The sequence below is a fragment of the Caballeronia sp. INML3B genome, from assembly GCF_023631305.1.
Classification (GTDB): domain Bacteria; phylum Pseudomonadota; class Gammaproteobacteria; order Burkholderiales; family Burkholderiaceae; genus Caballeronia; species Caballeronia turbans.
Window position 1 is genome coordinate 59482 of record NZ_JALQDI010000059.1, and the last position, 21689, is coordinate 81170.

Consider the following 21689-nt stretch of genomic DNA (forward strand, 5'->3'; position numbering starts at 1 on the left):
TCGGGGCGATCAGTCATACTAAAAATCGTGTGAACAGGCGCGTCTTGCGCCTTCTTCGTTCAGCTTTGCGCGTGACGCCGCACGCGCGTCTCCTGCGAACGAAGATGCGCTTCGAGATCGCGCGCGGCGTCGCGGATGTCCTTTGCGATACCTTCGCGCGCGGCGGCGCCGTCGTGTTTCCACAGCGCATCGATGATCTGCCGGTGCGCCTGCATCGACACGCGCATGTGCGCCACGTCGGGCGCCACCATGTTCAGGAACGGACCGATGCGCATCCACATGTTCTGGATCGTCGCGAGCGTCATGTCGCTTGCACCGTGCCGATAAATGCGCGTATGGAACGCGAAGTTGCAGCGCAGATAGGCGCGTGCGTCGCCGGCTTCGACGTGTGCATCCATTTCGTCGAAGATGCGCTGAACGGCGGCGACGTCGTCGTTCGTCATGCGGGCGGCCGCGCGTTCGGCGACGCAGCCTTCCAGCGCGACACGCACGTCGCGCAATTCTTCGAGCAGCTCGAGCGTCATCGGCGGGACCATCAGGCCGCGCGACGGGCCATCCACTAGCGCGCCTTCCGCGCGCAGACGCGTGAGCGCGGCGCGCACGGGCATCGTCGAGAGGCCGACTGCTTCCGCGACGCCGCGCAGGCTTAGCGGCTGACCGGCGGCGAAGCTGCCGCTCATGATCGCTTCGCGCAGTTGCTGATAGACCTTGGTCGCCATCGTCTCCGTCGCGATGACTTCGAGCTGCGGCAGGGGTTGTGTCAGAGAGCGGGGCGCCAAGTGTGTTTCCTTGCTGATCTATGATCTGTGATCACAGTTTGATTTCGCGACGAGGTTTAGTCAATGCGAACGGAATCAGGGATAACCCGACAGGGCGCGCAACGCATTTGGGCTGAAAGTGCGAGCGTTGGGCACAATGCTTGCGGACTCCCGAACCGCGACATCGCCCCCGCCAATCCGCAATGCGACCCACCGACTCCGACGTTTCTCCCGCCCTCGAATGCCGCCGCCTCACGAAGAAGTACGCTGGCGGCCGCATCGTGCTCGACGCGCTCGACTTCGCGCTCGGCGCGGGCGAGTTCGTCGCGATCATGGGCGATTCGGGCGTCGGCAAATCCACGCTGCTCAATCTGATCGCGGGTCTCGATACGGCCGACAGCGGCGACGTGCTGATCGACGGCACATCGATTTCCACGCTTTCCGACGATGCCGCCACGCGCCTGCGCCGGCAAAAGCTCGGCTTCGTGTTCCAGGCGTTTCATGTGCTGCCGCATCTGACGCTCTATCAGAACGTGGCGGTGCCGCTCTTGCTGAACGGCATGCCGCCCGCGCCGGCGTACGCAATGCTCGCCGCGGTCGGCCTCGACGGACGCGGCGACGACATGCCGCGCCAGCTTTCCGGCGGCGAACTGCAACGTGTGGCGATTGCGCGCGCGCTGGTGCATCGGCCGCGATTGCTGCTTGCCGACGAACCCACGGGCAATCTCGATCCGCAAACCGCGCACGAAGTGCTCGAATTGCTGCGCGCCGAAACGCGGGCGACGCGTGCCGCGACCGTGATGGTCACGCATTCGGAAGCGGCGGCCGCCTTTGCAGATCGCATCGTGATTCTGAGCGATGGCGCGTTGCACGCCGCGACGCTCGCGCGATGAGCGATAGGGCGGTCCCGCGCCGCGGATTCGACACACTCACGCGCTGGCTGCTCGGCGCGCAATGCCGCAGTCACCGGGGACGAGCGCTCGTCGCCATGCTGACAATCGCGCTGGGCGTCGGACTGGGCTATGCCGTGCAGCTCATCAACGGCGCGGCGTTCAACGAGTTTTCCGCCGCCGCGCGAAGCCTGTCGGGACAAGCGGACTTGCAGGTGCGCGGCGCGCAGCTTTTCATCGACGAGAACATCTATCCGCAACTCGCGACGTATTCGGGCGTCGCGGTCGCGAGTCCCGTGCTCGAAGTCGATGCCGCCGTGCCCGGCAGGAACGCGCCGCTCAAGGTGCTCGGCATCGACGTGTTCCGCGCGAAACGCGTCGCGCCGGATCTGACCGGCGTGCCGCGTCCGCAAGCATCGCTCGATGTGCTCGCCGGCGACGCCATCTTTCTTTCTTCGGCCGCAAAGACGTGGCTCGGCGCGCACGATGACGGATACGTCGAGTTGCAGAGCGGGACCTCGCCGGTGAAGCTGCGTGTGGCGGGCGGCATCGCGCGTACGCGTCCCGGGCAGCGCATCGCGGTGATGGATATCGCCGCGGTGCAGACGCATTTCGCGCTCGTCGGCAGGCTGTCGCGCGTCGATCTGCAACTCGCGCGCGGCGTCGATCGCGACGCGTTCCGGCAGACGCTGCAACGCGAACTCGGCGCGCGCCTCGTCGTGACGGAAACGCAGGATATCGAAAGCCGGACCGACCGCCTCTCGCGCGCGTATCGCATCAACATGAACGTGCTTGCGCTCGTCGCGCTCTTCACCGGGGCGTTTCTCGTCTTCTCCACGCAGGCGGCGGGCGTCGTGCGCCGCCGCGCGCAGTTCGCGATGCTGCGCGTGCTCGGCATGACGCGCGCGTCGCTCGTGCGGCAGATCATGCTCGAAGGCGCGCTGCTCGGCGTCGTGGGCGGCGTGCTCGGCATCGCGCTCGGCTTCACGGTCGCGGCGCTCGCGCTGCGCTTTTTCGGCAGCGATCTCGGCGGCGGATATTTTCCGGGCGTCGAACCGCGCGTCGTCTTCGAGCCCGTGGCCAGCGCGATCTTTCTGGCGCTCGGCATCGGCGTCGCGCTCGCGGGCACGCTCGTTCCGGCGCTCGAAGCGGCGCGCGCGCGTCCCGCGCCGGCGCTGAAGGCGGGCAGCGAGGAAGCCGCGCTCGCGCCGCTCGGCAGGCCGTGGCCCGCGCTCGCGTGCCTGGCAGCCGGCGCCGCGCTGACGCAGGCGCCGCCTGTCTTCGATGCGCCCGTTGCCGGATATCTCGCGGTCGCGCTGCTGCTCGTCGGCGGCATCGCGTTGATGCCTCGACTCACGGCGATCGTGTTTCGTCGCGCGATGAAGCCGCGCGGCGCCGTCGCGACGCTCGCGCTCGCGCGTCTTGCCAACGCGCCCGGGCAGGCGTCCATCGCGATGGGCGGCGTGCTGTCGAGCTTCACGCTGATCGTCGCGATGGCGATCATGGTGACGAGCTTTCGCGTATCGGTGGAAGACTGGCTCGTGCATCTGCTGTCGGCGGATCTCTATGTGCGCATGGCATCGAGCGGCGATACAGGCGGATTGCGGCCCGATCAGCAGATGCAGCTCGCCGCGGCGAACGGCGTCGCGCATGCGGCATTCACGCGGGCGTCGAAACTGACGCTCGATGCCGCGAAACCGCCTGTCGCATTGATCGCCCGCGAGCTCGACGCCGCCGATCCCGGCGCGACATTGCAGATGACCGGCGCGGTGTTGCCGCCTTCCTCATGGCGCGCCGATGAAACGCCGGTCTGGGCCTCGGAAGCGATGGCCGATCTGTACGGCTATCGCGTGGGCGAGCGCGTGACGCTGCCTGTCAGCGAGGCGAACGAGCGCTTCGTCGTCGCGGGAATCTGGCGCGACTACGTGCGCCAGACGGGCGCGCTGCAAATGCGTATCGCCGATTACCGCAGGCTCACCGGCGACACGACCGCGACCGATGTCGCGATCACGCTGCGCGCGGGTTCGAGCGCGGCGCAGGTCATCGGCGCGATCAGGAAACTTCCCTTCGGCGATGCGCTCGAGTTCTCGCAGCCCGGCGAGATTCGCGCGCGCACGCTGACCATCTTCGATCGCAGTTTCGCCGTGACGTACCTGCTGGAGGCGGTGGCGATCGTCATCGGCCTTTTCGGCGTCGGCGCGACGTTTTCGATGCAGACGCTCGCCCGCTCGCGCGAATTCGGCATGCTGCGGCACGTCGGCGTGACGCGCGCGCAGATTCTCGCGTTGCTGGCATCGGAAGCGGGGTGGCTCACGCTGCTCGGCATCGCGATGGGCTGCGTGCTCGGTTTCGCGATCAGTCTGATTCTCGTGTTCGTCGTGAATCCGCAGTCGTTTCACTGGAGCATGTCGCTGCATGTTCCATGGACGATGATCGCGATCATCGCGTGCGTGATGCTGGCGTCGTCGTGCGCGACTGCGGTGCTGTCGGGCCGCCGCGCCGTGTCGGTGGATGCGGTGCGCGCCGTGCGGGAGGACTGGTGATGCGCATTCTGCTGCTCGCGTGGCTGTTCTTGCCGTTGGCCGCATTCGCCGATGAACCGACGTTCGCGCCCGTCACGCCGGGACACGCGATCGAATGGCCGAAGGATAGCGGCGCGCATCCGCCGTATCGCACGGAATGGTGGTACGCGACGGGCTGGCTCGAGACGCCCGATCATCGGCCGCTCGGTTTTCAGATCACGTTTTTTCGCTCGAATACGGGACAGAAGCAGGGCGCGAGCGCGTTCGATCCCTCGCAACTGATCATCGCGCACGCGGCGCTGTCGGATCCCGCGTACGGACGGCTCGTGCACGATCAGAACGTCGCGCGGCAGGGCTTCGGCCTGGCGTATGCGAAAGACGGCAACACGGACGTCAAGCTCGACGCGTGGCGCATGACGCGCGAAGCGGACGGCCGCTATAAGGTCGTTGCCGATGCCGCCGGTTTCGCGCTCCATCTCACGTTCACCCCGACGCAGCCGCCGATGATCCAGGGCGAGCAAGGTTATTCGCGCAAGGGCCCGTCGCCGGAACAGGCGAGCTACTACTACAGCGAGCCGCAACTGACGGTAACGGGCAGTGTCACGCGGCCCTCGGCATCGGGGAAGGCGAATGCGAGCGTCGCCGTGACGGGGCGCGCGTGGCTCGATCACGAATGGTCGAGCACGCTCTTGTCGTCCGATGCGGCCGGCTGGGACTGGCTGGGCGCGAATCTCGACGATGGCTCGGCGCTGATGGCCTTCAAGGTCCGCGCGCGTGATGGGCACGCGGTGTGGGCGCATGCCGCGATGCGCGACCGCGACGGTCGAACGCGGCAATTCGGCCCGGGCGATGTGGAGTTCACGCCGGAGCGGCGGTGGCGCTCGCCGCGTACGGATACGGTCTATCCGGTGGCGATGAATGTGCGCGTTGGTGGGATGCGGTGGCGGTTGACTCCGCTGATCGACGATCAGGAGCTCGACTCGCGCGACTCGACGGGGGCGTTGTATTGGGAGGGTGCGGTCACGCTGGCCGGTGACGGCTCGAATGGACGGGGATATCTCGAACTGACCGGGTATGCGAAGACGCTGGAGGTGGAGAAGCGCTGACCGCGGCTGGAACACGATGCGAGAAAAAGCCGTCGATCCGGCGCCCCGATGCACGCTCTGTTACAGGCACCTATACTGACTCCGCCGGAGGTCACCAAAAAAGGCCCCACGGCAACGACGATAACCTTCAGCCAGAAACCCATGTCCCTCATCAACTACATCACGCAGATTCAGTTCGATTTCGGCGCGGTGCGCCTGCTTCCCACCGAGTGCGAGCGCATCGGCATCCGCCGTCCGCTGATCGTCACCGACGCCGGGATTCGCGCAGCGGGCCTGCTCGATACGGTGATCGATGCGCTCGGTGCGTCATCGCCCGTGCCGGTCTTCGATGCAACGCCGCCCAATCCGAACGAGGCCGCCGTGCGCGAAGCGGTTGCATTGTTCAAGGCGAATCAGTGCGATGGCGTGATCGCGGCAGGCGGCGGCTCGTCGATCGATCTCGCGAAGGGCGTGGCCGTGTGCGCGACGCACGATGGCCCGTTGCAAAGCTTCGCGGTCATCGAAGGCGGCCTCGCGCGCATCACGGCGAAGACCGCGCCTGTCATCGCCATCCCGACGACCGCGGGCACCGGCAGCGAAGTGGGCCGCGGCGCGATCCTGATCCTCGACGATGGCCGCAAGGTCGGCGTGATCTCGCCGCATGTCGTGCCGAAGGTTGCGATCTGCGATCCCGGGCTGACGATGGGCCTCCCGCCGGCGCTCACCGCCGCGACGGGCATGGACGCGATCGCGCATTGCCTCGAAACCTTCATGGCGCCCGTGTTCAATGCACCCGCCGACGGCATCGCGCTCGACGGGCTGTGGCGCGCGTGGCGCCACATCGAGCGAGCGACCCGCGACGGCTCCGACCGCACCGCGCGCTGGAACATGATGAGCGCATCGATGCAGGGCGCGCTCGCATTCCAGAAAGGCCTCGGTTGCGTGCACAGCCTGAGCCACTCGCTCGGCGGCATCAATCCGAAGCTGCATCACGGCACGCTCAACGCAATCTTTCTGCCGGCGGTGATCGCGTTCAACAGCAGCGCGCCGACGATGCAGGACGAAGGCAAGCTCGACCGCATCGCCCAGGCGATGGGCCTGACGTCCGGCGATGAAGTCGGCGAGGCGGTGCGCCGGATGACCGCGACGCTCGGCTTGCCGCGCGGCCTCTCGGAACTTGGCGTGACGCGCGAACTGTTCCCGCGCATCATCGCGGGCGCGCTGAAGGACCACAGTCATAAGACGAATCCGCGCGAAGCGTCGAGTGAAGATTACGAGGCGATGCTCGAAGCATCGATGTGACTCTGCCTCAACGCGTCCGGCGAAAGAGGGCCGGAGCGCTAACGCAATAACGGCGGCGCATTTGCGGCATTGCAACATGCTAGTAGGGGAAAACCCTTAAGTTTGTTAAAATGTCGCAAAGTTTGAGGACCCGATCATGCGCCGCCGTTACGAAGTACTGGAAAAAATCGCCTTTGCGTTGCTCACGCTGTCCGCCGTCATGGACGCGAGCTACATCACTTGGGAAAAGCACCCCAATTTCCGCGAAAACGTCACGCAAATCGTGAAAATAAGCACAGAGCTGTCGTTGGCCAATCCCGGTGTGGGCGATCAGACGCCGCTGGTGCCGATGGCCTTCAACTAAGCCTCAACGCCTGCCGGCGCGACGTTCGTCGCGCGCTCTGCTTCAACTCGCATACAGGTTATTCGGCCCGCCGCCGCACGGCGCGCCGGGCTGCTTTATGCTGGCGGCTTCCCGTGCCGTCGTCGCCCAGCATGACCTCCGCTCTCCATTCGAACGCCGCCTTCGGCGATCAACTTCGCAGCTTCGCCCGCGCGATTGGGCAAATCGTGCTCCAGCGCAATGCCGCGACCGGCGCGCTGCTGTTTCTCGCGGTCCTCTGCGCGAGCCCGCGCCTCGCGTGCGGCCTTCTGATCGGCACGCTGACGGGCAACGTCATCAGCGTGATCATCGAAGATGAGGAGGCGCCCGCGTTCCGCGCCGATCTCTACGGCTTCAATGGCGCGCTCGCGGCGCTCGCCGCGTTCGCGTTCATCGGCGATGCATCGCAAGCCGCCGCCGTCGCGATCGTCGCGGCGATGTTCGCGACCGTCCTCGCCGGCAAGCTCACGCGCATACTCTCCCAATACCGGTTGCCGGCCTTTTCGAGCCCCGCCATCATCGTCACCTGGTGCTGGCTGCCGCTGTTCGCTGATTGCGGCGATACGGGCGCGATCCCGCAAGTCGCCGCCGGTGTCATCCCGATGCTTCAGGCCGCGTTCGCAGGTCTTGCGCCGATCACGTTCGCGACCGGCGCGCTCGCGGGCGCATTGACCGCAGCGGGATTGTTCGCGTCGCGGCCGTCGCGGGCGGGCTGGGCGCTCGCGGGCAGCGCGCTCGGCGCGGCACTGCACGGGCTCGGCGGCGCGAGCGATGCGGTCGTGCTCTCGGGCGCGTGCGGCTTCAACGCGGCGCTTGCGGCGCTCGCCGCCGCGCCGCTCGGCAAGCGCTATGCGATCATCGCGATCGTCGCGGCGGTGCTGATCGAACGCTTGATAGATTGCATCGGCATTGCTGCATTGACCGCGCCGTTCGTGCTGGCGTCGTGGGCCGCGATCGCCTTGCAGCGGCGCCTGTCGGGAACATCGGAACAAGGAGATTCGCATGTCGTTCACCCACACGCCTGAGCGCAGGATCGCGGAAAGCGGGCCTCGTTCGGCGGCCGAAGCCGCGACACGCGTCGAGCTCGCGGCCGCGTATCGCCTCGTCGCGCTCAACGGCTGGGACGATGTCGTCTACACGCATATTTCCGCGAGCGTGCCGGGCGAGCCGGGGCGCTTTCTGATCAATCCGTTCGGGCTTTCATTCGATGAAGTCACGGCGTCGAATCTCGTGAAGATCGATATCGACGGCAACGTGATCGGCGCGAGTGCGCATCCGGTGAACGCAACGGGCTTCGCGCTGCACGGCGCCGTGCACGCCGCGAGGCAAGACGCCGCGTGCGTGATGCATCTGCACGTGCGCGAGGCGATCGCCGTCTCGGCGCAGCCGCATGGCCTGCTGCCCGCCTCGCAACACGCGATGCGCTTTCACGGCCATCTCGCGTATCACGACTACGAAGGCCTCGCGTTTTCGCCGGCGGAAGGCGAACGCCTCGTCGCGAGCCTCGGCGTGCATCGGGCGATGCTGCTGCGCAATCACGGGCCCCTCACGCTCGGGCGCACCATCGCCGAGGCTTATGTGCTGATGGATATGCTCGTCAAGGCATGCGACATTCAACTTCGCGCGCTCGCGGGCGTGAGCAAGGTGATCGTGCCGACGCCGGACGTCGTCACGCGCACGGCGGCGCAATTGCACGACGACGACGCCATCGAAGGCGCGCTCGAATGGCCTGCGCTATTGCGCAAGCTCGACCGCATCGATGCGTCGTATCGCGACTGATTACCGGTTCAACTCAAACAGGAGATCAACGGCATGCCGACATTCAACATTCAATTGTTCGAAGGCCGCACGGCGGAAGAGAAGCGCAAGTTCGTCGAGGCGATCACGCGCACGACGTGCGAGACGCTCGGCTGCGAGCCGGGCTCGGTGGACATCATTCTGACGGACGTGAAGCGCGAGAACTGGGCGACCGCGGGCAAGCTCTGGTCGGAGCAGTAAGTCGTCGATGCGCACATACGGCGCGATGCCGCATGTGCGCGATCTATCGCGTTACGTCGATGCCTTCACGGCGAGACGGAACTTGTGCAGCAGCGGTTCCGTATAACCGCTCGGCTGCGTGCGTCCTTCGAACACCAGCGCGCACGCGGCCTTGAAGGCGAACGAGCTGTCGAACGAAGGCGCCATCGGGCGATAGTACGGGTCGGCTTCGTTCTGCTTGTCGACGACCGCGGCCATGCGCTCGAGCGTCTGGCGAACCTGCTCTTCCGTGACGATGCCGTGCCGCAGCCAGTTCGCGATGTGCTGGCTGGAAATGCGCAAAGTCGCACGGTCTTCCATCAGGCCGACATCGTGAATGTCCGGCACCTTCGAGCAACCGACACCCGAATCGACCCAGCGCACGACATAACCGAGGATGCCCTGCGCGTTGTTCTCGATCTCGTTCCTGATGTCATCTTCCGACCACGTGGGCTTGTCGACGACGGGAATCGTCAGCAGGCCATCGAGCAACTCGTTCTTCTGGCTGTCGTAGTCGACGCTTTCGAGTTCCTGCTGAACCTGCTGCACATCGACCATGTGATAGTGCAGCGCATGCAGCGTGGCTGCCGTGGGCGAGGGCACCCATGCGGTGTTCGCGCCGGCCTTCGGATGCGCGATCTTCTGCTCGAGCATCGCGTGCATCAGATCGGGCATCGCCCACATGCCTTTGCCGATCTGCGCGCGCCCGCGCAAGCCGGTGTTCAGGCCGACGAGCACGTTGTTGCGCTCGTACGAGCTGATCCATTTCGACGACTTCATGTCGCCCTTGCGCATCATCGGGCCGGCTTCCATCGACGAATGCATCTCGTCGCCGGTGCGGTCCAGGAAACCCGTGTTGATGAACGCGACGCGCGCGCCCGCCGCAGCGATACATGCCTTGAGGTTGACGCTCGTGCGACGCTCCTCGTCCATGATGCCCATCTTGATCGTGTGGCGCGGCAGGCCGAGCAGATCTTCGACGCGCGAAAAGAGCTCGTCCGCGAACGCGACTTCAGCGGGGCCGTGCATCTTCGGCTTCACGATATAGATGGAACCCGTGCGCGAGTTCATCTGGTTCTTCAGATCGTGCATCGCGCCGAGCGTGGTCATCACGGCGTCGAGGATGCCTTCGGGAATCTCGTTGCCGTCGCGGTCGAGCACGGCGGGGTTCGTCATCAGATGGCCGACGTTGCGGATGAACAGCAGCGAACGTCCGTGCAGCTTGATGGTCGAGCCATTCGGCGCGGTGTATTCGCGATCCGGGTTCATGCTGCGCGTGAAGGTCTTGCCGTTCTTCGTCACCTGCTCGGCGAGATGGCCCTGCATCAACCCGAGCCAGTTGCGATAGAGCTGCGTCTTGTCGGCGGCATCGACGGCCGCGACCGAATCTTCGCAGTCGATGATCGTGCTCACCGCCGCTTCGATCAGCACGTCCTTCACATGCGCGGCATCCGTCTTGCCGATGGAGTGGCTCGCGTCGATCTGGATCTCGAAGTGCAGGTCGTTGTGCTTGAGCAGAATGGCGGACGGTTCTTTCGCGTCGCCCTGATAGCCCGCGAACTGTTCGGCGTTGGCAAGGCCGGTCTTGACGCCGTCCTTCAGCGTGACGACGAGCTTGCCTTGCTCGACGCTGTACTTCGTCGCATCGGCATGCGAGCCGTGGTCGAGAGGCGCGTTGTCGTCGAGGAATGCGCGCGCATAGGCGATCACCTTCGCCCCGCGCTTCGGATTGAACTGCGCGGTGCGCTCGGCGCCGTCGCTTTCGTCGATTGCATCGGTGCCGTAGAGCGCATCGTAGAGGCTGCCCCAGCGCGCATTGGCGGCATTGAGCGCATAGCGCAGGTTGGAGAGCGGCACGACCAGTTGCGGGCCGGCCTGCTCCGCGATCTCGCGATCGACGTTGGCGGTGCTCGCCTGCACATGCGCGGGCGCGGGCACGATATAGCCGATCTCTTCGAGAAACTTGCGATAGGCGCGCAGATCGCGAACCGGGCCGGGATTGCTGCGATGCCAGTTGTCGAGCTCGGTCTGGAGGCGGTCGCGCTCGGCGAGCAGCGCGCGGTTCTTCGGCGCGAGATCGTGAACGATGGCATCGAATCCCTTCCAGAAGGACGCGCTGTCGACGCCCGTGCCGGGGATGGCTTCTTCATCGACGAATTTCGCGAGACTCGCGTCGACCTGCAGGCCGTGTTGTTTGATCATGTCGGTCATGGGCACTCCGGCTGAGTTTGCTGCTGCACAGGGTTTGGGGATGGGCTGGGCTCTATGGTAGCGCGTCTTGAGGGAGGATCGAAGCGCGGGGGATTTGCAAGTCGCGTGCCTGCAGGGGTGCGTGGCACGCGCGGGGCATCGGAGGCGCAAGCAACTGAAACGGCACCTCGGGATACGCTCGATCGCCGTGCGGACGTGGTCGACGTACTCGGGCAAAGCCGATGCGTCTCGGCTCATGCCGGAACGGCACCTGCAATGTTTGCATCGCGCGTGCGATCAGGTAGCGCGCGGGGGGATCTTCGCGCGATGAGCTTTTAGGGCGATCGAATGCACGTATCTTCGGTTCGGTCGCACGGGGTGAAGACCTTCAGTGAATGCAGCTTCAGTCCGGGTGCCAGATCGTTCTCAGCCAGGAATGGACGGCTGTCCGAGCCCGGCATTCGTGCCGATGAAAGACACGAAACACCGGGCTCAACGAGATCTACAGCTACGCCTTCAGCAAATCTTCAATCATCACCGGCAGCTTTCTCACCCGCACGCCCGTTGCGTGATACACCGCACCGGTGATCGCCGCCGCGATCCCCGCGAGCCCGATCTCCGCGATACCGCGCGCGCCCAGCTCGTTGAAGACCGTGTCCGGATGATCGAGGAAGGTGACGTCCATCTTCGGCGTATCGGCGTTGGTCGCGACGACGTAATCCGCAAGGCTGCTGTTGACCGGCGCGCCGCTTCGTTCGTCGTAGACGGTGTGCTCGAAGAGCGCCATGCCGACACCCATCACGACCGCGCCTTCGATCTGATTGCGTGCCGCACGCGGATTCAGGATCTTGCCCCCGTCGATGACCGTCACGACGCGGCTCACCCGCAGCCGCGCGGTCGCCGGCTCCCACGTCACTTCGGCGAAGTGCGCGCCGTACGAGTGGATCGACCACTTCTTCTTCAGCGGATCGTCGAAGCCGCCTTTCGCACTGCCGCTGCCCGATGCCGCATGCAGCTTCGCCGCTTCGAGAATGCGCGCGTACGGCACGCCGCTTTCGGGCCGCTCGTTCTTGCGATGCACGTAGCCGCCGCTCATCGCCAGCTCTTCGGCTTTCGCGCCCGCGAACGGCATTTCTTCCGCCTTCACGGCGCGCGCGAGGAGCGTCTTGATCGCCGCACGAACGGCATCCGATACCGCCGGGATCACCGATGCGGTCGCCGCCGATCCGCCCGATACCGGACCGAGCGGCAGCGACGTATCGCCGAGGCCGACTTCGATCCTGTCGAGCGGAATGCCCGTATGTTCCGCGACGAGCTGCGCGAGGATCGTGTACGTGCCCGTGCCGATATCCTGCGTCCCGCACGCGACGCGCGCGGTGCCGTCCGAACGCAGATCGACGGTCGCCTCCGCCGAAAAGCGCAGACCCGGCCAATTGCACGCGCCGACGCCCCAGCCGAGCGTGAGACCGTCGCGCGTCATCGAGCCGACTTCCGGCGTGCGCTTCGACCAGCCGAACTTCTCCGCGCCCGTCTTCAGGCACTCGACGAAATGCCGCGACGAAAACGGCAGGCCGCTGCTTTCGTCGACGCTCGGTTCATTGCGCAAGCGCAGTTCGACAGGGTCGATCTTCAAGGCGACGGCCAGCTCGTCCATCGCCGATTCGAGTGCGTACAGGCCGGGCACCGCGCCTGGCCCGCGCATCGACGTGGGCGAGCCGACATTGCGTTTCACGGTGCCGCCCGTCACGCGCAAATTCGGCGTGCTGTACATCGACGGCGTCGCTTCGCCGCAGTCTTCCAGGTAATCGTCGGCGATGGCCGCGTGGTTCAGGAAGTCGTGCCGCAGCGAGACGAGCTTGCCGTCCTGCGTCGCCGCGAGCCGCACGCGTTGCTGCGTCGTCGGCCGGTGCCCGACGTTCTGAAACATCATCTTGCGCGAAAGCACGAGCTTGACGGGACGCTCCAGTTGCCGCGTCGCCGCCGCGGCGAGCAGCGAATGCGGCCACATCCACAACTTGCCGCCGAAGCCCGAGCCGAGATAGCGCGAGATCACGCGCACTTTTTCTTTCGGCAGGCCGAGCATCTGCATGAGCGTGCCCTGATGGTTGGCGACGGCCTGACTCGTTTCATAGAACGTGTAGCGCTCGCCGTCCCAGTGCGCGACGGTCGCATGCAACTCGATCGGGTTATGCGTTTCGACGGGCGTCACGTAGGTTTCATCGACCTTGACGGGCGCGTCGTCGAATGCCTTGTCGGGATCGCCGCGCTCGCTCTGGATGTCGGGCTTCTCGTTCGCGTCGAGCGTCGTGCTCACGTCGTGCGGGGTCTTGTCGTAGCCGACCTTGATCGCGGCAGCCGCGGCGCTCGCCGCTTCGAACGTGTCCGCGACGACGAGCGCCACGTACTGCCCGTAATAGCGAATGATGTCGTCTTCGAACGGCGGCCGGGTCTCGTCGACGAAACCGGTATCGATCGAATTGCCGGAGATGCGATAGAAGCGGCCGATATTGCCGCGATGAAGAATCAGCTTCACGCCGGGCATGGCTTGCGCGGCGGCGAATTCGAGCGACGTGATCCTGCCGCTCGCGATGGTGGCGCCGACCGGCACGGCGTGCAGCATGCCGGGCAGGTCGACGTCGGAGGTATAAGTCGCGCGGCCGCAGACCTTCAGCGGTCCGTCGATGCGCGACTGGGGCCGTCCAATAAAAGACTGCGTGATGTCGGGCGCGGTGGACATATTCGGGTTCCTCGGTCGGGTTCAGGACGTTTGCGTGACCATCTTGAGCGTATGCACGATGCATCGCTTCGATAGCTCGACCTTGAAGCCGTTCTCGCTTTGCGGCTTCGCACCGGCGAGCGCGGCATCGGCGGCGCGCCTGAACGTGGCTTCGTCGGGCGCGGCGTCCTGCAACTCCTTCTCCGCCTCGCGCGAGCGCCACGGCTTCGTGCCGACGCCGCCGAGTGCCACGCGCGCATGCGCGATGCGCCCATCCTTCACGCCGATCACGACACCTGCCGACGCCAGCGCGAACTCATACGACGCGCGATCGCGCAGCTTGAGATAGGCCGAGCGCGTACCTTCGACCGGCGGGGGCAACGTGACGTGCGTGATCAGATCGCCGGCATCGAGCACGTTCTCGCGATCGGGCGTGGTGCCGGGAACGAGAAAGAATTCATCGATGGGAATCGCGCGCTTGCCGGCCGTGCCTTCCACGTGAATCGTCGCTTCGAGCGCCTGCAGCGCCACGCACATGTCCGACGGATTGCTCGCGATGCACGACTCGCTCGTGCCGAGAATCGCCATCATGCGATTGAAGCCCTGAATCGCGGAACAGCCGCTGCCCGGCTCGCGCTTGTTGCACGGCGACGTCGTGTCGCGAAAGTACACGCACCGCGTGCGTTGCAGGATATTGCCGCCCGTGGTCGCCATGTTGCGCAACTGCACGGACGCGCCGGAGAGCACCGCTTGCGACAGCACCGCATAACGATCGCGAATCAGCGGATGATGCGCGAGATCCGAGTTGCGCGAGGTCGCGCCGATACGCACGCCGCCGTCGTTCGTTGCCTCGATCTCGTCGAGCGGCAGGCGGCTGATATCGATGACGCGCATCGGCCGCTCGACGTTGAGCTTCATCAGGTCGAGCAGCGTCGTGCCGCCCGCGAGAAAGCGCACTTCCGCGCCTTGCTGCGCGGTATGCGCGAGTGCGCCCGCATTGATCGCATCGCGCATGTCGCGTGCGCGGGAGAGTTGGAACATGTCCATGTCGCTCTCCTTATTCCGACGACGACTTGTTCGCCCGCACCGACTGGATCGCGCCGACGATGTTCTGATACGCGCCGCAGCGGCACAGGTTGCCGCTCATCGCTTCGCGCACGTCGTCGTCCCTCGGGCCGATGGGTTCGTCGAGCAGCGCCACCGCCGACATCAGCTGGCCTGCCGTGCAGTAGCCGCACTGATAACCATCGCATTCGACGAACGCGGCCTGCAGCGGATGCAGCGCGTCGACTTCGCCAATGCCTTCGATCGTCGTGATGGTGTCGCCTTCGCAGGCGGCGGCGAAACACAGGCACGAATTCACGCGGCGGCCGTTCACGTGAACGGTGCATGCGCCGCATTGGCCGTGATCGCAGCCCTTTTTCGTGCCGGTGAGGTGAAGATGCTCCCGCAGTGCATCTAATAAGGTCGTGCGCGGATCGAGGGAAAGCGTATGGCTCGCGCCGTTGACAGTAAAGGTGAACGTTGCGGCCGAGTCGTCCGCCTTGGCCGGCAATGGCGCCAGTGCCTTGTTCGGCGTATCGGCGTGTGTAGTTTTCGATTGGGGGGTATGACGTTGTGGCATCGGGCAATCTCCTGGAAATGTGCAGCACGCGCTGCACGAAACGCGGCGATGACGCGGCAAAGCGTGGGAGAGACGAAGATGCGGCGAAGCGTGTCGAGCGCGATGGCGCGAAGGAAAGGCGGCGAAAAGGGTCTGTGCGGGGCGCGCAGGACCTTCGGGCGCGGGCGATGCGGCGAAAGACGACACTCAGCCAGTATAGGCACCTGACGCGAAACTTTCCCGACCGAAAGCTCGCGCGCGGGCCACGGGATGCTGCGGGCGCACGAAGCATGCCCACAGCGCGGAAAGGATTCAGTGCGTGATGCCGGCCCGCGCGACGAGCGAAAGAAGGAACACGCCGACCGTGGTGAAGACCACGAGCGCCACGAGGATCAGGAACAAGCGGACGATCATCTGCACCGTGTCGCTCCAAAAAAATGGCCGCTTGCGCGGCCGGAAGGAGGGGTGGGTCGGTCAGTCCTCAGCCTAAGCGCGCTTTCTTAATTCAGACTTAAGCGGGCCGGACTTCCGTGCGGGCAGCCCATTCTCCTTCGTTTGCGAACACCATGCAGCAGCCTTACCGCAGCGCTTCGCTATAGCGGTCGCGCAGCGGGAGGATCGTCAGAAGCGCGACCGCGCTGCCGAAAATCACGTAGTAGCAGATCGAAAGCGGGTCGCCCGTAGTCATCGTCAGCCATTGCACGATGGCCGGCGCGAAGCCGCCGAAGATCATCACCGCGACGTTGTAGCTCACCGAGATGCCCGTCGAACGCACGCTCGACGGCAGCAGTTCGGAGATGAACGCCGGATAGCAGCCCTGGAAGATGCCGAGGTAAGTCATCAGAAGCGCCTGGCAGACGACCAGCATCGGCAGGCTCGGATGCGCAGTGAGCACGGCGAAGATCGGATACGCCGTGACGAGCGACAGCGCGAGCGCGGTCGCCATCAGCTTCTTGCGGCCGATGCGGTCCGAGAGCCGGCCGAAGATCGGGCAGCAGACGAGATACACGAGCGCGCCGATCGTCGAGCTGATGAGGCCGTCGGTCAGCGCCATGTGCAGGACGCGCGTGGCGTGCGTCGGCAGATACAGCAGGAAGATGTATGTGCCGATGGTGCCGAACACCGTGAGGCCGAAACCCGCGAGCACGGGCATCCAGTGCTTCGTGGCGGTGTCGCGGATCGGACGCGCGCTCAGTTCGTTCTTCTGCGCCTTCTCGACGAACACGGGCGACTCATCCAGTTTCGAGCGCAGATACAAGCCTACCGGCACGATCAGGAGGCCGATCACGAACGGGATGCGCCAGCCCCAGCTGTTCAGATGCTCGGGACTCAGCGTGCGCGTGAGCACCGCGCCGAAAAACGAGCCCGCGAGACTCGCCGCTGCCTGCGCGACCATCTGGAAGCTGCCGAAATAGCCGCGTTTGTTGGCGGGCGCGTATTCGACGAGAAACGCCGTCGCGCAGCCCACTTCGCCGCCCGCCGAGAAGCCCTGAATCAGGCGGCCGAGCAGCATCAACAGGGGCGCGGCGATGCCGATCGCCGCATACGTCGGCGCGAACGCGATGATCGCGATGCCGACCGCCATCAGCGAGATGGTGAGCGTGAGCGCCGACTTGCGTCCGACGCGGTCCGCAACCGCGCCCAGCACGATCCCGCCGAGCGGCCGCGTCAGAAAGCCGACGCCGAACGTCGCCCAGGTCGCGAGCAATGAGATGGTGGGATTCGTTGCGGGAAAGTACAGCTTGGCGATGATGACGGCGAAGAAGCCGTAGACCATGAAGTCGAACCATTCGAGCGCGTTGCCGATGGTCGATACGACGATCGCTCGTCGGCCGGACAGATTGAGCGCGGCGTTCTGTTCGGCCGCGTGGGCTGCAGGTAGTACGGTGCTCATCGAATGCACTCCGTGGGCGTGGGGCGATTGATCAGGGCGACGACATCCGGTCTTTTACTGGCTCGCGCCGCGGGAGGCGCGCGAGCCGCTGCAACACGCAAACATTACGCCGAGTTGAAATAAGAAAATATAGAATTTCTGAACTGACACTCAAGGAAACCTGATCGAACGGTTCGGGTTGTCCCCAAGACACGATGAGCAACATTCGCTTTTTGCGCACCTTCATCGCCGTCGCGCGTTACGGCTCTTTCGCCGCCGCCGCCGAGAAAGTGGCGCTCACGCAAGCCGCCGTGAGCATGCAGATGCAATCGCTCGAAGACGATCTGAAGCGGCCGCTCTTCGACCGCGTGGGGCGCACCAACCGGTTGACGAGCATCGGCAAGCAGGTTTTGCCGCAGGCGGAGCGCATCGTCGCGCTCTACGACAGCATGCGGCTCACGGGCCTCGACGATGAAATCGCGGGATCGGTTGCCATCGGCGCGGTCGATTCGGCGATGGGCGCGCTCGCGTCCGTCGTCACCGAATTGAAAGGCCAGTATCCGCGCCTCGATGTGCGGCTTTTCACGGGCAAGGCGCTTGCCCTCGCGCCGCAGGTGGAAGCAGGCGAGATCGACGCGGCGGTGATCGTCGAGATGGCGGGCAAGACGCCGGCGAGCCTCAACTGGACACCGCTCTATGCGGAGCCGCTCGTCGCGATAGGAACGCCCGGCAGCGCCCCCGCCAGCGCAGCCGACATGCTCGCGAGCCGGCCGTTTCTGCGTTTCGATCGCGCGCAGCGAACGGGCGCGCTGATCGATCGCGCGTTGAAGCACAACCGGCTCGTCGTGAACGAGTTCCTCGAACTGAATTCGCTCGAAGTGATCGTCGAACTCGTGCGGCAGGACGCGGGCGTTTCTGTCGTGCCGCTGCTCGAATACGGCTCGTGGGCGAGCGATCCGGCGTTGCGCGTGCTGCCGCTCGCGAAGAATACGCCGCGGCGCGTCGTCGGCATGCTGGAGCGCAAGATTCACGACCGGCACGCGGTCATGAGCATCGTGCAGGAGCGCATCCGCATGCGTTCGCGCGGTGCCATACCGCCGCGCGAAAGCTAAAGCTTTCCTTAAGTCACGGACAAGGAATATCAGCTTTCGCTGTTATTTCCGGCCATCGACAATGCTTCGGGTCACTCACTCACACATGAGGAAAGCATGTCGATCATTCCCGAGATCGCCCGGTCGCGCGACGAGATTCAATCCATTCGCCGCGATATTCACGCGCATCCCGAACTCTGCTACGAAGAAGCGCGCACGGCGGAACTGGTCGCGCAAAAGCTCGAAAGCTGGGATATCGAAGTGACGCGCGGGCTCGGCAAGACGGGCGTGGTCGGTGTGTTGAAGAAAGGCGCGAGCAAGCGCGCGATCGGCCTGCGCGCCGACATGGACGCGCTGCCGATTCCTGAGCTGAACACGTTTGCGCATGCGTCGCGTCACGAGAACAAGATGCATGCGTGCGGCCACGACGGCCACACCGCGATGCTGCTCGGCGCTGCGCAATACCTTGCGAACCACCGTGATTTCGACGGCACGGTCGTCTTCATCTTTCAGCCCGCCGAAGAAGGCGGGGGCGGCGCGAAAGCGATGATCGAAGACGGCCTCTTCGAGCGCTTTCCCGTCGATGCCGTGTTCGCGCTGCACAACTGGCCGGGCATGGCGGCGGGCGAATTCGGTGCGCGTGTGGGCGCGACGCAGGCATCGAGCAACGAGTTCGAGATCCGCATCGAGGGCGTGGGCGCGCATGCGGCCATTCCGCACGATGGCGTCGATCCTGTGTTCACCGCGCTGCAGATCGGCACGGGCTTGCAGAGCATCGTGACGCGCAACAAGCGGCCCATCGACGCGGCCGTGCTCTCGATCACGCGCATGCAGGCGGGCCACGCGATCAACGCGATCCCGACGACCGCGACGCTCGGCGGCACCGTGCGCACGTTTTCCACCGACGTGCTCGATCTGATCGAGACGCGCATGAGGGAGATCGTCGCGGCAACGGCGGCGGCTTATCGGTGCAAGGCTGAAGTTAGTTTCGTACGCAACTATCCGCCGACGGTGAACACGCAGAGCGAGACGCAATTCGCGCTTGGCGTGATGCGCGATGTCGTCGGTGCGCAGAAGGTGAACACGAACGTCGATCCGACGATGGGCGCGGAGGACTTCTCGTTCATGCTGCTGGAACGGCCGGGCTGCTACGGGTATATCGGCAACGGACTGGGTGAGCATCGCGAACACGGTCATGGCATCGGACCGTGCATGCTGCATAACAGCAGCTACGATTTCAACGATGACGTGCTCACGCTCGGCTCGACGTACTGGGTGCGTCTGGTCGAAGCGTTTCTTTCGCGCGCGTAGGGAGGTGAGCATGTTTTCATCGACGTATCGCGAGGCGCGTCAGCGGTTTCTCGACACGGCCGCCGCGCGCAAACTCGCGGTCGATACGCGCGTGCTCGAAGGCATCGACGGTCTGGAAGGCGAGACGCTCGCAACCGATGTCGTGCGTATCGGCCCGGCCGATGCGAAGCGCCTGCTCGTGCTCACGTCCGCGACGCATGGCGTCGAAGGCTTTTGCGGCTCGGGCGCACAGATCGCGTTGATGCGCGACGACGTATTGCCCGCGCTGATGGAGAGTCTCGGCGTCGCGATGTTGCTGGTCCATGCGATCAATCCGTATGGCTTTTCGTATCTGAGCCGCACGACGGAAGGCAATGTCGATCTGAATCGCAACAGCGTGGATTTCGCGGGGCCGTTGCCGCAAAACCCCGGTTACGCGGAGCTGCACGAGCTGCTGCTTCCGGCGAGCTGGCCGCCTGACGAAGCGAACATCGCGGCGATTCGCACCTACATCGAAACGCGCGGGCAATGGGCGTATCAGCAAGCGGTGACGACGGGCCAGTACACCCACGCGCAGGGCATGTTCTACGGCGGCGCGCAAGCCGCGTGGAGCACGCGGACGATGCGCAGTCTGCTCGCGGAATACGGAGAGACGTGCACGGCGATCGGCTGGATCGATTTTCATACGGGACTGGGGCCGAGCGGCTTCGGCGCGAAGATCTGCGTCGGCGATGTGGCGCGTGCGCGGCGCTGGTGGGGCGCGGACGTGACGAGCCCGTTGGATGGCACGTCGATCGCGGCGGATGTCGCCGGGCCCTTGCTCGATACGCTGCGGCAGACGTGCCCGCATGCCGCGATTGCATCGATTGCGATCGAGTACGGCACGGTGCCGCTCACGGACATGCTCGACATGCTGCGCGCGGATGTCTGGGTGCGCCATCATGCGCACGCGCCCGCTGCGCTGAAGGCCGACATTCGCCGCCAGATTCGCGCGGCGTTTTACATCGACGACGATATCTGGCGCGGGATGATCGTCGGGCAGGCGCGCGCAGCGGCGTTGCAGGCGCTATATGGCCTTTCGCGCGAAGAAGGCGCTTAACGAAGTTCGAGCCACATCGGCTGATGATCCGATGATCGGCTCGACTGGTCCGCTTCGCATCCCGCGATGCGCGGCTTCAGGTCTTCGGTGACGAAGATGAAGTCGCAGGCGAACGGCCCATCGGGCCATTGATCGTGATCGTACAGGCCGACGGTCGCCGCGCGCGGCGCGTTCGGATGCGCGCAGGTCCAGGCATCGAGGAACGCCGGTGCATCGGCGAGCGGCGCCAGCATCGCGCGATACGCCGAGGCGTCGAACGCACTGTTGAAGTCGCCGCAGATAATCGCGGAAGTCGGCCGCGCGGTGTCGGCGAACGGGCTCGCCTGACTTTCTGCCCTCGCGGGCTGACGCGCGTGCGCGCACGCTTCGGCGTGCAGTTCGCGCAAACGCGCGACTTGCGCGAGCCGCTGCTTCTCCGAATAAAACTCGAGATGCGTGCTGATGATGCGCAGCGGGCCTACGTCCGTCTCGATGACGGCTTCGAGCGCGACGCGCAGCATCGACGGCTTCGCGGGATCGGCGGGCCACGGCAGCGAATGGCGCAACACCTGACGCACCGGCAGGCGGCTGACGATCGCGTTGCCGAACTGACGGCGTGCGAGCCCGGCGCCCACGGGCGGCAGATCGGAGCCGATTGCGTCGATGACGGTCGCGCCGGGAATCAGCGTTTCGAGCTCGGCGAATTGGTCGGGGGCCGGTCGGCCACCGAGTCCGCCCGCCTGTTCGCTTTCGTGAAAGCCGCGCGTCACTTCCTGCAGGCACAGGATGTCGAAATCGTGCAGCGCCTTTGCTTCGGCGACGATGCGCGCGAGATCGACGCGGCCATCCACGCCGCGTCCCCATTGAATGTTCCAGTCGACTAGCCGCATGTCGAACCTCGGCGAAAAGCGTTG

General features: G+C 65.3%; 18 protein-coding genes. 11 read left to right on the forward strand and 7 right to left on the reverse strand.

The features are described 5' to 3' along the window. Nucleotides 1–59 precede the first annotated feature (59 nt). Nucleotides 60–779 carry a GntR family transcriptional regulator gene (locus NCS58_RS26090; protein WP_061116303.1) on the reverse strand — a complete coding sequence of 240 codons (720 nt, stop codon included), beginning with the start codon at nt 777–779 and terminating at the stop codon, nt 60–62. A 182-nt stretch (nt 780–961) separates the two neighbouring features. Between NCS58_RS26090 and NCS58_RS26095 the strand changes: the two genes are divergently transcribed. From NCS58_RS26095 to NCS58_RS26130, 8 genes are all read left to right on the forward strand, one after another. Next, on the forward strand, nt 962–1651 hold the full coding sequence (locus NCS58_RS26095) for an ABC transporter ATP-binding protein (protein ID WP_061116304.1): 690 nt from the start codon (nt 962–964) through the stop codon (nt 1649–1651). After that, a complete protein-coding gene (locus NCS58_RS26100) occupies nt 1648–4191 on the forward strand; it encodes an FtsX-like permease family protein (RefSeq protein ID WP_061116305.1) in 2544 nt (847 codons plus the stop codon). The genes NCS58_RS26095 and NCS58_RS26100 overlap by 4 nt, the downstream gene beginning before the upstream one ends. After that, complete coding sequence (locus NCS58_RS26105) at nt 4191–5276, forward strand: lipocalin-like domain-containing protein (RefSeq protein ID WP_061116519.1); 1086 nt, start codon at nt 4191–4193, stop codon at nt 5274–5276. Before NCS58_RS26100 ends, NCS58_RS26105 begins: the two co-directional genes overlap by 1 nt. Before the next feature lie 141 nt (nt 5277–5417). Further along, nucleotides 5418–6557, forward strand: coding sequence for an iron-containing alcohol dehydrogenase (locus NCS58_RS26110; RefSeq protein ID WP_061116306.1), 1140 nt, complete (start codon nt 5418–5420; stop codon nt 6555–6557). A 136-nt stretch (nt 6558–6693) separates the two neighbouring features. Next, nucleotides 6694–6900, forward strand: coding sequence for a hypothetical protein (locus NCS58_RS26115; RefSeq protein ID WP_061116307.1), 207 nt, complete (start codon nt 6694–6696; stop codon nt 6898–6900). Nucleotides 6901–7031: 131 nt separating this feature from the next. Further along, a complete protein-coding gene (locus NCS58_RS26120) occupies nt 7032–7943 on the forward strand; it encodes an urea transporter (protein ID WP_061116308.1) in 912 nt (303 codons plus the stop codon). Beyond that, complete coding sequence (locus tag NCS58_RS26125) at nt 7921–8697, forward strand: class II aldolase/adducin family protein (RefSeq protein WP_061116309.1); 777 nt, start codon at nt 7921–7923, stop codon at nt 8695–8697. Before NCS58_RS26120 ends, NCS58_RS26125 begins: the two co-directional genes overlap by 23 nt. 33 nt (nt 8698–8730) lie before the next feature. Next, the gene (locus NCS58_RS26130; RefSeq protein ID WP_016347879.1) at nt 8731–8916 is read left to right on the forward strand and encodes a 4-oxalocrotonate tautomerase; all 186 of its coding nucleotides are present in this window, start codon (nt 8731–8733) and stop codon (nt 8914–8916) included. 51 nt (nt 8917–8967) lie between these two features. Here NCS58_RS26130 and NCS58_RS26135 read toward each other — a convergent pair whose 3' ends face one another. From NCS58_RS26135 to NCS58_RS26155, 5 genes are all read right to left on the reverse strand, one after another. After that, complete coding sequence (locus NCS58_RS26135) at nt 8968–11145, reverse strand: malate synthase G (RefSeq protein WP_061116310.1); 2178 nt, start codon at nt 11143–11145, stop codon at nt 8968–8970. Nucleotides 11146–11632: 487 nt separating this feature from the next. Further along, nucleotides 11633–13861 carry a xanthine dehydrogenase family protein molybdopterin-binding subunit gene (locus tag NCS58_RS26140; protein WP_061116311.1) on the reverse strand — a complete coding sequence of 743 codons (2229 nt, stop codon included), beginning with the start codon at nt 13859–13861 and terminating at the stop codon, nt 11633–11635. 21 nt (nt 13862–13882) lie between these two features. Continuing rightward, nucleotides 13883–14887, reverse strand: coding sequence for a xanthine dehydrogenase family protein subunit M (locus tag NCS58_RS26145; RefSeq protein WP_061116312.1), 1005 nt, complete (start codon nt 14885–14887; stop codon nt 13883–13885). Nucleotides 14888–14897: 10 nt separating this feature from the next. Next, nucleotides 14898–15464: a (2Fe-2S)-binding protein gene (locus NCS58_RS26150; RefSeq protein WP_096031945.1), complete on the reverse strand. Its 567-nt coding sequence runs from the start codon at nt 15462–15464 to the stop codon at nt 14898–14900. Nucleotides 15465–16020: 556 nt separating this feature from the next. Next, nucleotides 16021–17337: an MFS transporter gene (locus NCS58_RS26155; protein ID WP_061116313.1), complete on the reverse strand. Its 1317-nt coding sequence runs from the start codon at nt 17335–17337 to the stop codon at nt 16021–16023. A 194-nt stretch (nt 17338–17531) separates the two neighbouring features. Between NCS58_RS26155 and NCS58_RS26160 the strand changes: the two genes are divergently transcribed. From NCS58_RS26160 to NCS58_RS26170, 3 genes are all read left to right on the forward strand, one after another. Next, complete coding sequence (locus NCS58_RS26160; RefSeq protein WP_061116314.1) at nt 17532–18428, forward strand: LysR substrate-binding domain-containing protein; 897 nt, start codon at nt 17532–17534, stop codon at nt 18426–18428. 96 nt (nt 18429–18524) lie between these two features. After that, nucleotides 18525–19718, forward strand: a complete 1194-nt coding sequence (locus tag NCS58_RS26165; RefSeq protein ID WP_061116315.1) for a M20 aminoacylase family protein — start codon at nt 18525–18527, stop codon at nt 19716–19718. A gap of 10 nt (nt 19719–19728) precedes the next feature. Continuing rightward, nucleotides 19729–20796: a M14 family metallopeptidase gene (locus NCS58_RS26170; protein WP_061116316.1), complete on the forward strand. Its 1068-nt coding sequence runs from the start codon at nt 19729–19731 to the stop codon at nt 20794–20796. Here the strand turns inward: NCS58_RS26170 and NCS58_RS26175 are convergent. After that, nucleotides 20793–21665 carry an endonuclease/exonuclease/phosphatase family protein gene (locus NCS58_RS26175; RefSeq protein WP_061116317.1) on the reverse strand — a complete coding sequence of 291 codons (873 nt, stop codon included), beginning with the start codon at nt 21663–21665 and terminating at the stop codon, nt 20793–20795. The genes NCS58_RS26170 and NCS58_RS26175 overlap by 4 nt on opposite strands. Nucleotides 21666–21689: the final 24 nt, after the last annotated feature.

Bases quoted from the DNA above. Each gene is read 5' to 3' on its own strand.
- NCS58_RS26095 (WP_061116304.1), top strand. From the start codon at position 962: ATGCGACCCACCGACTCCGACGTTTCTCCCGCCCTCGAATGCCGCCGC.
- NCS58_RS26100 (WP_061116305.1), top strand. From the start codon at position 1,648: ATGAGCGATAGGGCGGTCCCGCGCCGCGGATTCGACACACTCACGCGC.
- NCS58_RS26105 (WP_061116519.1), top strand. From the start codon at position 4,191: ATGCGCATTCTGCTGCTCGCGTGGCTGTTCTTGCCGTTGGCCGCATTC.
- NCS58_RS26110 (WP_061116306.1), top strand. From the start codon at position 5,418: ATGTCCCTCATCAACTACATCACGCAGATTCAGTTCGATTTCGGCGCG.
- NCS58_RS26115 (WP_061116307.1), top strand. From the start codon at position 6,694: ATGCGCCGCCGTTACGAAGTACTGGAAAAAATCGCCTTTGCGTTGCTC.
- NCS58_RS26120 (WP_061116308.1), top strand. From the start codon at position 7,032: ATGACCTCCGCTCTCCATTCGAACGCCGCCTTCGGCGATCAACTTCGC.
- NCS58_RS26125 (WP_061116309.1), top strand. From the start codon at position 7,921: ATGTCGTTCACCCACACGCCTGAGCGCAGGATCGCGGAAAGCGGGCCT.
- NCS58_RS26130 (WP_016347879.1), top strand. From the start codon at position 8,731: ATGCCGACATTCAACATTCAATTGTTCGAAGGCCGCACGGCGGAAGAG.
- NCS58_RS26135 (WP_061116310.1), bottom strand. From the start codon at position 11,145: ATGACCGACATGATCAAACAACACGGCCTGCAGGTCGACGCGAGTCTC.
- NCS58_RS26140 (WP_061116311.1), bottom strand. From the start codon at position 13,861: ATGTCCACCGCGCCCGACATCACGCAGTCTTTTATTGGACGGCCCCAG.
- NCS58_RS26145 (WP_061116312.1), bottom strand. From the start codon at position 14,887: ATGGACATGTTCCAACTCTCCCGCGCACGCGACATGCGCGATGCGATC.
- NCS58_RS26150 (WP_096031945.1), bottom strand. From the start codon at position 15,464: ATGCCACAACGTCATACCCCCCAATCGAAAACTACACACGCCGATACG.
- NCS58_RS26155 (WP_061116313.1), bottom strand. From the start codon at position 17,337: ATGAGCACCGTACTACCTGCAGCCCACGCGGCCGAACAGAACGCCGCG.
- NCS58_RS26160 (WP_061116314.1), top strand. From the start codon at position 17,532: ATGAGCAACATTCGCTTTTTGCGCACCTTCATCGCCGTCGCGCGTTAC.
- NCS58_RS26165 (WP_061116315.1), top strand. From the start codon at position 18,525: ATGTCGATCATTCCCGAGATCGCCCGGTCGCGCGACGAGATTCAATCC.
- NCS58_RS26170 (WP_061116316.1), top strand. From the start codon at position 19,729: ATGTTTTCATCGACGTATCGCGAGGCGCGTCAGCGGTTTCTCGACACG.
- NCS58_RS26175 (WP_061116317.1), bottom strand. From the start codon at position 21,665: ATGCGGCTAGTCGACTGGAACATTCAATGGGGACGCGGCGTGGATGGC.